Source organism: Pseudomonas sp., assembly GCF_051660785.1.
Taxonomy (GTDB): Bacteria; Pseudomonadota; Gammaproteobacteria; order Pseudomonadales; family Pseudomonadaceae; genus Aquipseudomonas.
In genome coordinates this window covers 70,685-83,470 of the sequence record NZ_JBOFQE010000092.1, presented here as the reverse complement: position 1 = coordinate 83,470, position 12,786 = coordinate 70,685, and the positions used below count along the sequence as shown (strand labels likewise).

The following is a 12,786-nucleotide window of genomic DNA, read 5'->3' as shown; positions in this document are numbered from 1 at the left end:
TCGCACCGTCACTCCCACATTTGGAGTACATTCCAAATGTGGGAGTGACGGTGCGACGATTCGACCTGCTCGCGATGGGGCCATCAGCAACAAAGCATTACTAAAAGGTGTACTCCACCTGCCCACCCACCGAAGCCTGCATCCGCCGCTCGACAATCGGACTGTCCGCCGCATCACCCGCCAGATACTGCACGGACAGCACCGTCGAAACACTCCACCGCTCATCGATCGGCAACGACCAGGTCAACTCCGCCCCGCGACTCACCAGCCCACCGTGAGTGTCATGCGCCCTGAACTGACTGCGTGAGGCCTGCGCCGCACTGACGCCATACCACGTACGCACGTAATTGCTGTCACCAAACTGACTGTTCAAACTGCCCGTGACCTTGCCGTAGTCACCCTCATAAAACGGCGCGCTGATGCTCAGTTTCAGGCGATTCCAGGCTGAGCCGGTGTCGTGATCGTCATCGTCCTTTTCCAGCGCATGTTCAAAACTGGCGCCGAGAATGATCGGGCCCATGTGGTAAGTCCCGTCCAGACCCAGCGCGGGCCGCGACTTGATCGAGCCCATGCCGTTGAGCTCATCCGAGCCTTTGAATCCGGTCTTGCGATCCTTGCGCACATCGCTCGCGCCGATGTACACGCTCAGGCCGAAGTCATTTTCGTCAAACGCCCAGCCCAGTCCCTTTTCAGTGTCCAGAAAGATGCCATACGGGCTGACAACCCTGGCGCCCAACAGCGGCGCGACCACGCGCTCGTCGCTGCCGCTGTAACGCGGCACGCTGGCGGCACCGGCGCGCAAAGTGGAGTGCCAGTCTTCAGCGCGTAATGAGTCGGCGGGAAGCAGCAGGCAGAGTGAAGTCAACGGCAGATACAGCGAACGTAACATGGGAGCACCCGAAGGGAGGTTGGATGCGCCCATGCTAGGCGGCTGCCGGCGTGCAATCTTTGACAGCTTTGTCGGGAAACTGTCAAAGACTGTGAAGCGGCTTCAGCGGCTCAAACCCAGGCGTTCATGCCAGTCGGCAATGGACTCTTCGGGGTAGACCTCGAACTGCTTGTCGCCGGGGCGCATGTCGACTTCCACCCACGGGGCCTTTGAGTCGAGCAACAAGTGCGTGTGTTCCGGCGGCACCGGCAGCGGGGTGTCGATGGCCGACGCGAACGGGTGAATCAGCTCCGGCCATTCGGGGCTATACACCCACAGGCCCGAGCCGCAGACCGAGCAGAAATGCCGGCCGAGGCTACTGCGATGAGCACGCTTGTCGCCTTCGTTCTTGAGCTGCGCATGGTAGACCGCGACGTGCTTGCGACCCCGGACCTTCAGGCTCGCGGCATCGCCTGCGATGTTGATCGAGTAACCGCCACCGCCCTGAGTCTTGCGACAGATCGAGCAGTAGCAGCGTTGATAAGGATAAGGGTGGGCGCTGGTCAAACTGAACGACACAGCGCCGCAATGACAGGAACCTTCGAGCTGCATGGGAACCTCCGACGAGGGTTGGGTTACCCAAGACAGCCTAGACCGTCAGCGCACTTCGACCGGCACCAGAATCGCATCGCCGGTCGCCACCAGTTTCAACTGATCGCCGGTTTGTGCGAACAGCTCGGCGCGAGCGAACACCTGCTTCTTGCCAGCCTTCACCACCCGGCCCCGGGCGATGAACACTTCACCGACGGCGGGCGCCAGGCAGTTGACCGAAAAGTGCGAGGCGAGCACGTTGCCGGCCACCGTCCCGGCGGCGAATCCGCAGGCCGTGTCGAGCAGCGCGCCGATCAGGCCTGCGTGGAGGAAGCCGGCGTACTGCGCCATATCGGCTTCGCGAAAACCCAGGGTCAGTTCGGCTTCACCGCTTGCGGCAGCGGTCACTTCAAAACCGGCCCAGCGGTTGAAGGCTGAGGTTGAGTTGATCTGTTTGAGTGCGTTGAGCATGGCGAATCCCTCCGGTTGAGAAACCAACATGCGCCGGGTTTTGGGGGATGTCATGGTGGATAAAAGAGGGTGATGGGCCGCAGGATTTGTGGTGAATGTGCCGCCGTCATCGCGAGCAGGCTCGCTCCCACAGTTGACCGAGTTCTTCCCGATGAATGCGGTCCCCCTGTGGGAGCGAGCCTGCTCGCGATGAACGATAACGCGGTCTGACTGGACGCACACCCATGGCCAAGGCAGCATGAGCGCCTTCACCACCGGGGCTGAATTCATGCGACGACTGCCTTCCTTAGCAGCACTCAGAACCTTCGAATGCGCCGCACGTCACGCCCATTTCGGCCGGGCCGCCGCCGAGCTGTGCGTCACCGACAGCGCCGTCAGCCATCAAATTCGCCAGCTCGAAGAGCACCTGGGCGTCTCGCTGTTCATCCGCGAAGGTCGGCAGATTCGTCCGACCATGGCCGCGGGCCGGTTGATGCAAAGCCTGCAACAAGCCTTCGAACTGATCGGCGAAGCCTGCGATGAATTGCGCGACCCGTCCTCGCTGGCCGTGTTGCGCTTGGCGGTCACCGCCGAACTGGCGCAAAAGTGGCTGATGAGTCGCCTCACCGATTTTTACGCGCGCTATCCGCACATCACGCTGCACCTCTATGAACAACCGATTGACGCCACGGCGCCGGGGGAAGACATCGACCTGGCGATCACCTACGGCACCGGCCCGGTCGACAGCAGCGCGTACTTCGTCCGGCCCTTGCCGGCGCTGCAATTCTTTCCGGTGTGCAGCCCCGGCCTGTTCAATCAGGGCACCCTGAAAACCCCGAAAGACCTGGCGCGCCATTGCCTGCTGCACGACGATCAGGACGGCAAGACCTGGACCGCATGGCTCACCAGTCATGCCGGTGATCAGCGTCCCGAACGTCAACTGTATTTCGCCCATGCGGGCCTGGCGCTGGAAGCCGCGGTGCAAGGGCAGGGCTTGGCCATGGGCGACAATCTGACGGCGCAGGAAGACTTGCTCAGCGGTCGTCTGGTCCGGCCCTTTACCGCCAGCATGACCGCGCTCGGTCAATATGCGCTGGTGTGTGAGCGGGTGCGCCTGGAGCGTCCGGCCGTGGCGCAGATGCTGGAATGGTTCAACGATCAGCTGATCGATTGATGAGTTGAATTCAAGTATTCCGAAATAATCATCGTTGGCGAGGAGGGCGCCGACGACCTTAGCCTGTGGTCATTCCAATCCCCGCTGATGAGGTCTGACCATGGCACGTTTGCTCGATTCCACTCCCAAACTCGATGGCTTCCGCCTGCCCGGCGAATTCGAAACCAAGGCCGGTTGCTGGCTCGGCTGGCCGGAGCGCACCGACGTCTGGCGCAACGGCGCCAAGCCGGCGCAGAAAGTCTGGGTGCAGATCGTTACCGCGATTTCTCAGAGCGAACCGGTCACGGTGTGCGCCTCAGCCGCACAATTTGCCACCGCTCGCCGCCAGTTGCCGCCTCAGGTTCGCGTGGTGGAAATGACCTGCAACGACACCTGGTTCCGCGACAGCGGCCCATGCTTTGTGGTCAACGACGACAGCGGCGAAGTGCGCGGCGTCGACTTCGAGTTCAACGCTTATGGCGGTCTCGACGGCGGCCTGTACTACCCGTGGGACAAGGACGACCAGATCGCCAGCAAAATCCTCGAAATTGAACGCTTCGACCGTTATCGCGCCCCACTGATTGCCGAACTGGGCGGGATCCAGAGTGACGGCCAGGGCAGCATCCTTACCACCGAGCAATGCCTGCTCAACCGTAATCGCAACCAGCATCTGGGCAAGGAAGAAGTTACCCGTCGCCTGACCGACTACCTCGGCGCCGAGCAAGTCATCTGGCTGCCACGGGGTTGCAAGTTCGACGAAACCGACGGCCATGTCGATGACCTCGCCTGCTTCGTGCGCCCGGGCGAAGTGGTGCTGCAATGGACCGACAATCGCGATGACCCTCAGTGGGAGATCTATCAAGAGGCCTACGACATTCTGCGCAGCACCCGCGACAGCCGGGGCCGTGAGTTGATCGTGCACAAGCTGCCGCAACCGGATGTGCTGGAATGGACCGCTGAGGAAGCCGAAGGCCTGGACCAGCAGGACAGCACCCACACCCGACAGGCCGGTACGAAAATCTGCGCGTCGTACATCAACTACTACGCCGGCAACACTTCGATCGTGGTGCCGCTGTTCGGTGATCGGCAGGATCAGATCGCATTGGCAACCCTGGCCGAACTGTTCCCGCAACACAAAATCGTCGGCATCGAAAACTCTCGGGAAATCCTTCTGGGGGGCGGCAATGTCGCCTGTATCACCATGCCGCAGTACGCCGGGAAGGGGGTGTAAACATGGGCCTGCACAAACTGACTCAAGCGTTATTGCTGGTGCTTGCACCCTTGTGTGTGCAGGCCGCCGACACCGTGAAACCGGTGGTGAATCTGTACATCTGGGGCGAGTACCTGGCCCCGGATACCCTGACCAATTTCGAGATGAAAACCGGCATCCATGTGGTGGTCGATCACTTCGACTCCCTGGAAACGGCGGAGACCAAGCTGCTGACCGGTCGCAGCGGTTATGACCTGGTGCTGACGGCGGGGCAGCACCTGTCCCGGGCGATCCAGAGCGGGGCGATTCAAACGTTGAACCTGCAACGACTGCCGCATTTTGCTGGCGTCGGGGAGGAGTTCCGCCAGCACATGGCGGCGTTCGATCCGGGTAATCGTTACGCCGGGATCTACGCCTGGGGCACCACCGGTGTCGGTTATCAGGAAGAGGCGATCAAACAGCGCTTGCCGGATGCACCACGGGACAGCTGGGCGATGCTGTTCGACCCGGCCGTGGTGTCGAAATTTGCCGATTGCGGCGTCAGCCTGCTCAACGATCCCAACGAGGTATTTGCCGCGGTCATGAAATACATGGGCCTGGACATCAACCGCCAGAACCTCGATGACCTGAAACTGGCCGAGCAACAATTGGCGAAGATCCGGCCGTACGTTCGCTACTTCGACAATGACCTGAACATCAGCGACCTGGCCAACGGCAACACCTGCGTGGCGATGTCGTGGAACGGCAACGTGGCCATCGCGGCAGGTCAGGCTGAGGCCGCGAACAAACCGTTCAAGCTCAGTTACCGGATACCGAAGGAGGGCACGTTGATCTGGTTTGACGCCATGGTCATTCCCAAGGACGCGCCGCACCCCGAGGCCGGGCTGGCCTTGATGGATTACCTGATGACGCCGGAAGTGATTGCGCCGATCACCGACACCATTCACTACGCCAATGCGATTACGGCGGCAGACGGGTTGATCGATCCGGCGATCCGCAATGATCCGGGGACGTATCCGTCGGCGCAGGTGCGGGCTTCGTTGTATAGCAAGAATGACAATGGCAAGGCGTTCAACCGAGCGCTGATTCGGGCGTTTACTCGGTTGAAATCCGGGTTGTGATTGGCTTTGAGTGATGGGGTGAATGTGACACCGTCATCGCCAGCAGGCTGGCTCCCACACTGGATCTCGAGTGTTCACAAAACCCCTGTGGGAGCCAGCCTGCTGGCGATGAACGATAACGCGGTCTACTTGCCAGTCATCCGCCACAAATACCATGAAGCCACCGTCCGATACGGACTCCACGCCAAGCCGATCTCAACCATCTGCTTACGCGTCGGCTGCACCTCCAGCCCCTTCAGCCGCCGATACCCCTCGCGCACCCCAAAGTCGTCCGCGGGCAAAATATCAGGCCGCTCCAGGCTGTAAATCAGCAGCATTTCAACGGTCCAGCGACCCACCCCGCGCAAGGTGATCAAGCGCTCGATCAACGCCTCATCGTCCATCGCCAGCGCCATCGCGTAGTCCGGCACCACGCCGTCCAGAGCTGCCTGCGCGATCCCTTGAATGGTTGCGATCTTGCCTGCGGAAAACCCGCAACTGCGCAACGGATCGAACCCTGCCGCCAGAATCTGCTCAGGCCTTGGAAACGTCGTCGCCGGAAACAACGCCAGCAGCCGACCGACAATTGCATCCCCTGCCTTGGCGTGCAGTTGCTGATAGGCAATCGCCCGCACCAGCGACTCATACGGGTCGCGAGCCGCATGGGGTTTATGCAGGCAGGGTCCGACAGCCGCGATGTGGCGCGCCCAGTCTTCGTCGAGGGATGCAAGGAACTCGGTCGCGGGCAGATAGGGATCGGGCATGGCGATCAAGTGTTTCCAGCCGTTTTCAGCAGGGCGTTGACTTCCCCGTAGGTGAAGGCCTTGAGGTGGCTGCTGTCGAGTTTGCCTGTCTCCAGAAAGCCCTTGGCCAGGGAAGCCATGGCGCCATACAGAAACTCCGCAATGCCAGAGCCGGCACTCAAACGCCTCACGCCGAGCGCTTGCAGCTCTTCAGGCGACGGCAAACCTGGCAGCCCCAGCACATTCACCGGCAACGAAGTGCCCTGGCACAACGCCTCAATCTCATACTTTGCGGTGACGCCCGCCGCGAACAGCCCATCGGCGCCCGCCGCCTGATACAACGCGGCGCGCTTCAGCGTTTCGGCGACGCGATCTTCGGCAGGCACCAACCCCCTCAGATACACGTCGGTGCGGGCATTGATGAACAGCTTCACATTGCGCCGAACGGCAACCTGACGAGCGACTTCGATCTTGCGTGCCAGTAACTCCGGCGGGGACGCACCGTCCTCGATATTGATTCCGACCGCACCGGCAGCGATCACCGCATCAATAACTTCGGCAACCCGCGTCAGGTCATCCGAATAACCGGCCTCTACGTCAATGGTCAACGGCACCGAAATCACGCGGGCAATGGATTCGACCGTCGATATCAGGCGTTCAAGGGGCAGGGCATTACCGTCCGCATACCCATGCGCCCAGGCAACCGCTGCGCTGCTGGTGGCCACGGCTTTGCAGCCCAACTGCTCGACGATGCGCGCCCCGGTGGCATCGGCGACGTTGGTGAGGATCAGCAGGCCGTCGTGGTGCAGTTGATGAAATTGCGTGTCCATCGAGTGTCCTTCCTTATGACTTTTTAGAGAAAACCAAGGGGTCAGAATGCGAGTTGCTCGGTGACCTGCACGGCGGCTTTTTCCAGCCGGAGCAAAAACGCCTTGCGCGGTTGTCCTCCACCATAGCCCGTCAGCGAGCCGTCTGCACCGATCACCCGGTGGCACGGCAACACAATCGAAAGACGGTTATGTCCGTTGGCCAGACCCACTGCACGACTGGCGCCGGGTTTGCCCAATGTGGCGGCGATGGTGCCGTAGGTGCTGGTCTTTCCGTACGGAATCTTCGCCAGTTCGGCCCAGACCTGCCGCGCGAATTCGCTTCCGGGCAAGTGCAGCGCAACGTTGAATTCAGTGAGTTTGCCGGCGAAATACTGCGCCAGCTCGTCTTCAATCTGCCGCAAATGGGCGTTGTGCCCCGGCGCCACGGCATAGCCATAACGGTTTTGCAGTTCTTCCACTTCCCGGGTCAGCGCCGGACGATCCAGGAACTCCAGCAGCACCAGCCCACGGCGTTCGGCCATGGCGATCATCGGCCCCAGCGGCGTGGTCAGGCGCGTAAACAACAGCGGCTCACTGTTGGCCGCGCGACCCGGCGTGATGTGAAACGACTTTTGAAACGCATCGCGAAAACCGCTCAGGGATTCGTAACCCGAGTCGAACGCCGCGTTGTCGATGGAATCACCTTGTTTGATACCGCCCAACGCCATGCCCAGACGCCGGGTGCGCAGCCAGGCGTGGAAGGTCATGCCGAAATGCTGTTTGAACCAGCGCCGCAGTTTCAGCGGCTCGATACCTTCGGCAACCAGTTGCGCATCGGTCCAGCGCATCTCGGGATCGGCGTCCACCGACTTGAGCAACGCCTGCACCCAGTCCGGCGCAATGGCCGCAGCGTCCAGCGGCTTGCAGCGCAGACACGCGCGGTAGCCCGCCGACATGCACTCATCGGCGTGGGCGAAGAACTCGACGTTCTCCGGTTTCGGTTTGCGCGCCGTGCAACTGGGGCGACAGAAGATCCCGGTGGTCTTCACGGCAGTAAAGAACACCCCCTCGTAGGCGGTGTCTCGTTCGAGCATGGCGCGAACCATCTCGGCGTGGGGCGGAAGCAAAGCGTTTTGTAGGTTCATGGGTTGAGCATAAGACGCCTCGAGCGGCGCCTCCACCGGAAAATCGACAGAGAATTCCGCTGCTTCAAATCGAGCGTTGATTGACCCGCTTCGACAGCTCTTCAGCGCTCTCTTTGCGCTCTGAATAACGGTCCACCAGGAACTCCTCGCGGCCACGCACCAGCACGGTGAACTTCATCAGTTCTTCCATCACATCCACCACACGGTCGTAGTACGCGGAAGGCTTCATCCGGCCAGCCTCGTCGAACTCCATAAATGCCTTGGGCACCGAGGATTGATTGGGGATGGTCAACATGCGCATCCAGCGGCCCAGCACGCGCAGTTGATTGACCGTGTTGAACGACTGGGAGCCGCCGCAGACCTGCATCACCGCCAGGGTTTTGCCCTGGGTCGGACGAACCGCGCCCATCGTCAGCGGGATCCAGTCGATTTGCGCCTTGAACACCGCCGACATCGAACCGTGGCGTTCCGGCGAGCACCAGACCTGGCCTTCTGACCAGAGCACCAGCTCGCGCAGTTGCTGGACCTTCGGGTGGTCGCTGGGCGCATCGTCGGGGAGGGGAAGGCCGGAAGGATCGAAGATCACCGTGTCGGCCCCCAGCAGACGCAGAATCCGTGCGGCTTCCTCGGTCAGCAGCCGACTGAAGGAGCGCTCACGGGTGGAGCCGTAGAGCAGCAGGATGCGCGGTTTGTGGGTGCTTTCGGTTGCAGGCGTCAGCAGTTCCAGATCGAGATTGGGCAGGTCGTCGTTCATCACAGGGCTCCGATGCGGTCCAGTTCGACTTTCAGTTCGGCGTCCGAAAGGGTTTTCAGGTCCAGCGCGAAGAAGGCTGCGAACCGTTGTTTGATCGTTTCGACGGTGCTGTCGAACGCGGCTTGGATCTCCTGTTCTGTGCCATGCACCTCCGACGGATCGGCCAGTCCCCAATGGCTTTTGATCGCCGGGCCGAAATACACCGGACACGCTTCTCCGGCGGCCTTGTCGCACACGGTGATGACGATATCGGGCGGGGAGTCGGCGAACACCGAAGAATCTTTGCTGTAGAGGCCTTCGGTCGAGACACCGAGGTTGTGCAGGGTTTGTAAGGCTTGAGGGTTGAGCCGGCCGCTGGGGAAACTGCCGGAACTCACCGCCTCATAACCTGCGGGAGCCAAGTGGTTGAACAGCGCTTCGCTCAACACGCTGCGGCAGCTGTTGGCGGTGCACATGAAGAGGATTTTGGTGGGAGAGGGGAGTGGGCTCATCGCTGGGGGCTCGTATATATGGATATTCGAATATACGGATGCTTGTCCGGATTGCCAACTTCCTTTTACGCGCCGGTATCTCAGGTGTAGGCGCTGATGGCGATTCATTCCAGCGTCAGGAACAACGCGCCGAGCAGTGAAAATTGCGGCATCATCGCGCGGGTCGGGTCGACGGATTGGGGCAGGAATGCGGCGAACATCAGGATCGCCTTGTGGTTGCTGGGCCTGGTTTGATGTCCCTATGCCCGGGGGGGCTGCTTTCGACTGTGGATTCAACCAGTCGACGCAACAGATTGGCTAAATCGATCCGCAGTCGTTCGCTGTTTACTGCCGTTTAGGGATTGCCTGAACCAATAGCCGGACGATCGATACACGACGCATCCCATAACGTCATGATTTGCGTCACCGCGTCATCTATCTGTTTGAGGGGCACGCCGTCGCGGGCCAGTACCGAAATCCCCAACAAGAAGCTGTTAAACACCGTGGCCAATGCCTCGGGCACAACCGTGGGTGGCAGCTCTCCAGATGCGATAGCGCGTTCGACACACGCCACCATCGCTGCACGGTTCAAGGATCTTGCGTCAGCCAGCGGCTGGGAGATGGCTTTGCTTTCATCCGTGCAGGCACTCAGCAGACCCAGCGCCACCAGGCATCCTGGTGGGTGGTCGGGCTCACACTGCATTTTCGCCGAGCGCCGCAGCGTTAGTTCGATCGACTCTCTCGGGGGGAGCGTGGTGTCAAACAGGCTATCGGTCACCCGGCCGTGGGTGTTCAGATAACGGTCCATCACTTCATTGAACAGCGCCTGCTTTGAGCCGAAAGCAGCGTAGAAGCTGGGTGCGGTGATGCCGCCGCCGATATTTGCCTTGAGCTGGCTGAGTGATGTTGCGTCATAGCCGTGCTCCCAGAACAAATGCATCGCTTGAGTAATTGCCACGTCACGGTCAAAGGTGCGTGGACGTCCCATCTGTGCCATGTGAACCTCCTCTCGATCACTTAAATACTAATCGATATATAAGTCGTTGACTAGATCGCGGTACGTCTCCATATTATACCGATCGGTATACATGTGAGGTGGCAAATGACTACAGACGAGCGACAGGGCGGAAAGCTTCCGCTTGGGGCATTACTTGCATTGGCGATGACGGGTTTCATTTGCATTGTCACTGAGACCTTGCCAGCGGGCTTGCTGCCCGAAATTGGTAGTGGCCTGGGTGTCTCTGCGTCTCTGGCCGGGCAGATGGTGACTGTCTATGCGTTGGGATCGCTGCTGGCGGCAATCCCGCTGACCATTGCCACGCAAAGTTGGCGCCGCAGAACGGTACTGCTGGTGACCATTGTCGGCTTCCTGGTATTCAACTCCCTCACGGCGCTGTCTTCCGATTACTGGTTGACGCTGATTGCACGGTTTTTCGCCGGGGTTTCAGCCGGGCTGGCCTGGAGCCTTATCGCGGGCTATGCACGGCGCATGGTCGCCCCTCGTTTGCAGGGGCGCGCATTGGCGGTGGCCATGGTGGGTACGCCCATCGCGTTGTCGTTGGGTGTGCCGATGGGAACGTGGCTGGGTGGATTCATGGGCTGGCGCATGGCCTTTGGATTGATGTCCGGCATGACCCTTGTATTGATCGTTTGGGTGCTGATCAAAGTGCCGGATTACCCAGGCCAATCATCCTCACAGCGCATGCCGTTACGTCAGGTGTTTTTCACCCCAGGCGTCCGCTCGGTATTGGCTGTCGTCTTCACCTGGATGCTGGCCCACAACATTCTTTACACCTATGTCGCGCCCTTTGTTTCCAAGGCTGGGCTGAACAGTGACGTCGATTTGGTATTGCTCACATTTGGTGTCGCGGCGCTGGCCAGCATCTGGCTCACGGGCCGACTGGTTGACCGGCACCTGCGAACAACCGTGCTGGTCAGCCTTGCAACCTTCGCAGCGGTTTCGATTTTCCTCGGAGTGTTCTCGGGCTCCGCCGCGGCCATTTATATGGGTGTCTTCATGTGGGGGCTGACCTTTGGTGGCGCGGCCACTCTGCTGCAAACAGCACTCGCCGACGCCGCAGGTAAGGGCTCCGATGTTGCGCTCTCCATGAACGTAGTGGTCTGGAACAGCGCTATTGCCGGCGGAGGACTGCTGGGTGGCGTGTTACTCGGCCAATGGGGAACGAGTGCATTTCCGGGCGTGTTGCTGGCGTTGCTATTGATCAGCCTGGCCATTGCATTTCGGGCACGGGCGCATGGTTTTCCGCAAGGTCAACGGCACACCACCCAGGCGATCCACAGTCATTGATCGGCGGGTAGCACGCCTTCGCATGGTCGTCATTTTCAGTCATGACTCGATGGAGAAATAAAATGAAAAAGAGCATTAGATCGGCCCTCGCCGCAGTCGCAATCACCGTGGCTTTGCCATGCCTGGCACAAGCGGCAGAGTTTCCGGTTCCAGCGGGATTCAAGAGTGAGTTTAAAATCATAGACGGCGTCAGGCTCCACTATGTGAAGGGCGGTTCAGGGCCTTTGGTTTACCTGGTCCACGGATTTGGTCAAGCCTGGTATGAGTGGCACAGCTTGATGCCCGAACTTGCGAAGACTCACACCGTCGTTGCGGTGGATTTACCGGGCCTGGGCGAGTCAGAACCGCCCAAGACCAGTTACACCGGCACTGACGTCTCAAAATATCTGTTCGCCCTCGCGACACAGCTAAGCAGCAACCAGCCGTTTGACTTGGTTGCGCATGACATCGGTATCTGGAACACGTATCCAATGGCAGTAACCCACCAAAGCCAGATAAAGAAACTGGTCTACATGGAGGCACCGATTCCCGACAAGCGCATTTACGATTTCCCGGCATTCTCACCACAGGGTGAGTCACTGGTCTGGCATTTCAGCTTTTTCGCCGCTGGCGACCAGTTGGCCGAAAAGTTGATCACAGGGCATGAAAAGCTGTTCCTCACGCACTTCATCAAAGAACACGCGACCAACAAGGATGTCTTCACGCCTGAGCTGCTCGATCTGTACGCCAAGTCATACGCCAAGCCCCATACGCTGAACGCGTCGTTCGAATACTACCGAGCGCTTAACCAATCGGTCGCTGAAAACGTCGAGCTGTCGAAGAACTCCCTGAACATGCCCGTGCTGGCAATCGGCGGTGGAGGGCACGGCGGAATGGGGCAATTTCAAGTGGATCAGATGAAAGAGTACGCGACCAATGTAAAAGGCCAGGTCTTGCCCAATTGTGGGCACTGGTTGCCGGAGGAGTGTTCCGCTGAATTGAATCCTCTGGTGGTCAAATTCTTGAATAACTGACGGATGTTCTTGATACGTAACGTGGCTGCTATTTGAACGCGGGTGCCACTAATGAGAGCCGTGGTCGGGGGCTTGGCCAACGTCGGCTTCTGGCCCATAGGTACCGGTCGCGGAGGTGAGCTGACGACCCAACCAGTCAGTCATGACAGGCAGAAAACGCCTCAGGCTGTGA

At 60.0% G+C, this 12,786-nt stretch carries 14 protein-coding genes; 5 read left to right on the top strand and 9 right to left on the bottom strand.

Annotated features, from left to right (window positions below; all coding sequences use genetic code 11):
- Positions 1-100: 100 nt before the first annotated feature.
- From ACRC4F_RS26885 to ACRC4F_RS26875, 3 genes are all read right to left on the bottom strand, one after another.
- Positions 101-889 carry a MipA/OmpV family protein gene (locus tag ACRC4F_RS26885; protein WP_438662077.1) on the bottom strand — a complete coding sequence of 263 codons (789 nt, stop codon included), beginning with the start codon at positions 887-889 and terminating at the stop codon, positions 101-103.
- 102 nt (positions 890-991) lie between these two features.
- Positions 992-1,480: a GFA family protein gene (locus tag ACRC4F_RS26880; RefSeq protein WP_438662076.1), complete on the bottom strand. Its 489-nt coding sequence runs from the start codon at positions 1,478-1,480 to the stop codon at positions 992-994.
- 45 nt (positions 1,481-1,525) lie between these two features.
- The gene (locus ACRC4F_RS26875; protein ID WP_438662075.1) at positions 1,526-1,930 is read right to left on the bottom strand and encodes a PaaI family thioesterase; all 405 of its coding nucleotides are present in this window, start codon (positions 1,928-1,930) and stop codon (positions 1,526-1,528) included.
- Positions 1,931-2,198: 268 nt separating this feature from the next.
- Between ACRC4F_RS26875 and ACRC4F_RS26870 the strand changes: the two genes are divergently transcribed.
- The 3 genes from ACRC4F_RS26870 to ACRC4F_RS26860 all read left to right on the top strand — a co-directional run bounded on the left by ACRC4F_RS26870 (position 2,199) and on the right by ACRC4F_RS26860 (position 5,393).
- Positions 2,199-3,083: a LysR substrate-binding domain-containing protein gene (locus tag ACRC4F_RS26870; protein WP_438662082.1), complete on the top strand. Its 885-nt coding sequence runs from the start codon at positions 2,199-2,201 to the stop codon at positions 3,081-3,083.
- Between the two features lie 100 nt (positions 3,084-3,183).
- Positions 3,184-4,293 carry an agmatine deiminase gene (aguA, locus tag ACRC4F_RS26865; RefSeq protein ID WP_438662074.1) on the top strand — a complete coding sequence of 370 codons (1,110 nt, stop codon included), beginning with the start codon at positions 3,184-3,186 and terminating at the stop codon, positions 4,291-4,293.
- Between the two features lie 2 nt (positions 4,294-4,295).
- On the top strand, positions 4,296-5,393 hold the full coding sequence (locus tag ACRC4F_RS26860) for an extracellular solute-binding protein (protein ID WP_438662073.1): 1,098 nt from the start codon (positions 4,296-4,298) through the stop codon (positions 5,391-5,393).
- A gap of 125 nt (positions 5,394-5,518) precedes the next feature.
- On the opposite strand, the gene ACRC4F_RS26855 is transcribed toward ACRC4F_RS26860, so the two are convergent.
- From ACRC4F_RS26855 to ACRC4F_RS26830, 6 genes are all read right to left on the bottom strand, one after another.
- Positions 5,519-6,136 (bottom strand): DNA-3-methyladenine glycosylase family protein, encoded by a 618-nt coding sequence (locus tag ACRC4F_RS26855; RefSeq protein WP_438662072.1) that lies wholly within the window; start codon positions 6,134-6,136, stop codon positions 5,519-5,521.
- A gap of 5 nt (positions 6,137-6,141) precedes the next feature.
- On the bottom strand, positions 6,142-6,945 hold the full coding sequence (locus ACRC4F_RS26850; RefSeq protein ID WP_438662071.1) for an isocitrate lyase/PEP mutase family protein: 804 nt from the start codon (positions 6,943-6,945) through the stop codon (positions 6,142-6,144).
- A gap of 41 nt (positions 6,946-6,986) precedes the next feature.
- Positions 6,987-8,069 carry a bifunctional transcriptional activator/DNA repair enzyme AdaA gene (locus ACRC4F_RS26845; RefSeq protein WP_438662070.1) on the bottom strand — a complete coding sequence of 361 codons (1,083 nt, stop codon included), beginning with the start codon at positions 8,067-8,069 and terminating at the stop codon, positions 6,987-6,989.
- A 64-nt stretch (positions 8,070-8,133) separates the two neighbouring features.
- Positions 8,134-8,823 carry an arsenical resistance protein ArsH gene (gene arsH, locus ACRC4F_RS26840; protein WP_438662069.1) on the bottom strand — a complete coding sequence of 230 codons (690 nt, stop codon included), beginning with the start codon at positions 8,821-8,823 and terminating at the stop codon, positions 8,134-8,136.
- Positions 8,823-9,314 (bottom strand): arsenate reductase ArsC, encoded by a 492-nt coding sequence (locus ACRC4F_RS26835; RefSeq protein WP_438662068.1) that lies wholly within the window; start codon positions 9,312-9,314, stop codon positions 8,823-8,825. Before ACRC4F_RS26835 ends, arsH begins: the two co-directional genes overlap by 1 nt.
- Positions 9,315-9,648: 334 nt before the next feature.
- Positions 9,649-10,290 carry a TetR/AcrR family transcriptional regulator gene (locus ACRC4F_RS26830; RefSeq protein ID WP_438662067.1) on the bottom strand — a complete coding sequence of 214 codons (642 nt, stop codon included), beginning with the start codon at positions 10,288-10,290 and terminating at the stop codon, positions 9,649-9,651.
- Between the two features lie 105 nt (positions 10,291-10,395).
- Between ACRC4F_RS26830 and ACRC4F_RS26825 the strand changes: the two genes are divergently transcribed.
- Both ACRC4F_RS26825 and ACRC4F_RS26820 read left to right on the top strand, forming a co-directional pair.
- Entirely contained in the window at positions 10,396-11,601 is a 1,206-nt protein-coding gene (locus ACRC4F_RS26825) for an MFS transporter (protein WP_438662066.1), read from the top strand.
- A gap of 62 nt (positions 11,602-11,663) precedes the next feature.
- On the top strand, positions 11,664-12,614 hold the full coding sequence (locus ACRC4F_RS26820; protein ID WP_438662065.1) for an alpha/beta fold hydrolase: 951 nt from the start codon (positions 11,664-11,666) through the stop codon (positions 12,612-12,614).
- Positions 12,615-12,786: the final 172 nt, after the last annotated feature.

Bases quoted from the DNA above. Each gene is read 5' to 3' on its own strand.
- aguA (WP_438662074.1), top strand. From the start codon at position 3,184: ATGGCACGTTTGCTCGATTCCACTCCCAAACTCGATGGCTTCCGCCTG.
- ACRC4F_RS26850 (WP_438662071.1), bottom strand. From the start codon at position 6,945: ATGGACACGCAATTTCATCAACTGCACCACGACGGCCTGCTGATCCTC.
- ACRC4F_RS26835 (WP_438662068.1), bottom strand. From the start codon at position 9,314: ATGAGCCCACTCCCCTCTCCCACCAAAATCCTCTTCATGTGCACCGCC.
- ACRC4F_RS26825 (WP_438662066.1), top strand. From the start codon at position 10,396: ATGACTACAGACGAGCGACAGGGCGGAAAGCTTCCGCTTGGGGCATTA.
- ACRC4F_RS26860 (WP_438662073.1), top strand. From the start codon at position 4,296: ATGGGCCTGCACAAACTGACTCAAGCGTTATTGCTGGTGCTTGCACCC.
- ACRC4F_RS26830 (WP_438662067.1), bottom strand. From the start codon at position 10,290: ATGGCACAGATGGGACGTCCACGCACCTTTGACCGTGACGTGGCAATT.
- ACRC4F_RS26875 (WP_438662075.1), bottom strand. From the start codon at position 1,930: ATGCTCAACGCACTCAAACAGATCAACTCAACCTCAGCCTTCAACCGC.
- ACRC4F_RS26880 (WP_438662076.1), bottom strand. From the start codon at position 1,480: ATGCAGCTCGAAGGTTCCTGTCATTGCGGCGCTGTGTCGTTCAGTTTG.
- arsH (WP_438662069.1), bottom strand. From the start codon at position 8,823: ATGAACGACGACCTGCCCAATCTCGATCTGGAACTGCTGACGCCTGCA.
- ACRC4F_RS26870 (WP_438662082.1), top strand. From the start codon at position 2,199: ATGCGACGACTGCCTTCCTTAGCAGCACTCAGAACCTTCGAATGCGCC.
- ACRC4F_RS26845 (WP_438662070.1), bottom strand. From the start codon at position 8,069: ATGAACCTACAAAACGCTTTGCTTCCGCCCCACGCCGAGATGGTTCGC.
- ACRC4F_RS26820 (WP_438662065.1), top strand. From the start codon at position 11,664: ATGAAAAAGAGCATTAGATCGGCCCTCGCCGCAGTCGCAATCACCGTG.
- ACRC4F_RS26855 (WP_438662072.1), bottom strand. From the start codon at position 6,136: ATGCCCGATCCCTATCTGCCCGCGACCGAGTTCCTTGCATCCCTCGAC.
- ACRC4F_RS26885 (WP_438662077.1), bottom strand. From the start codon at position 889: ATGTTACGTTCGCTGTATCTGCCGTTGACTTCACTCTGCCTGCTGCTT.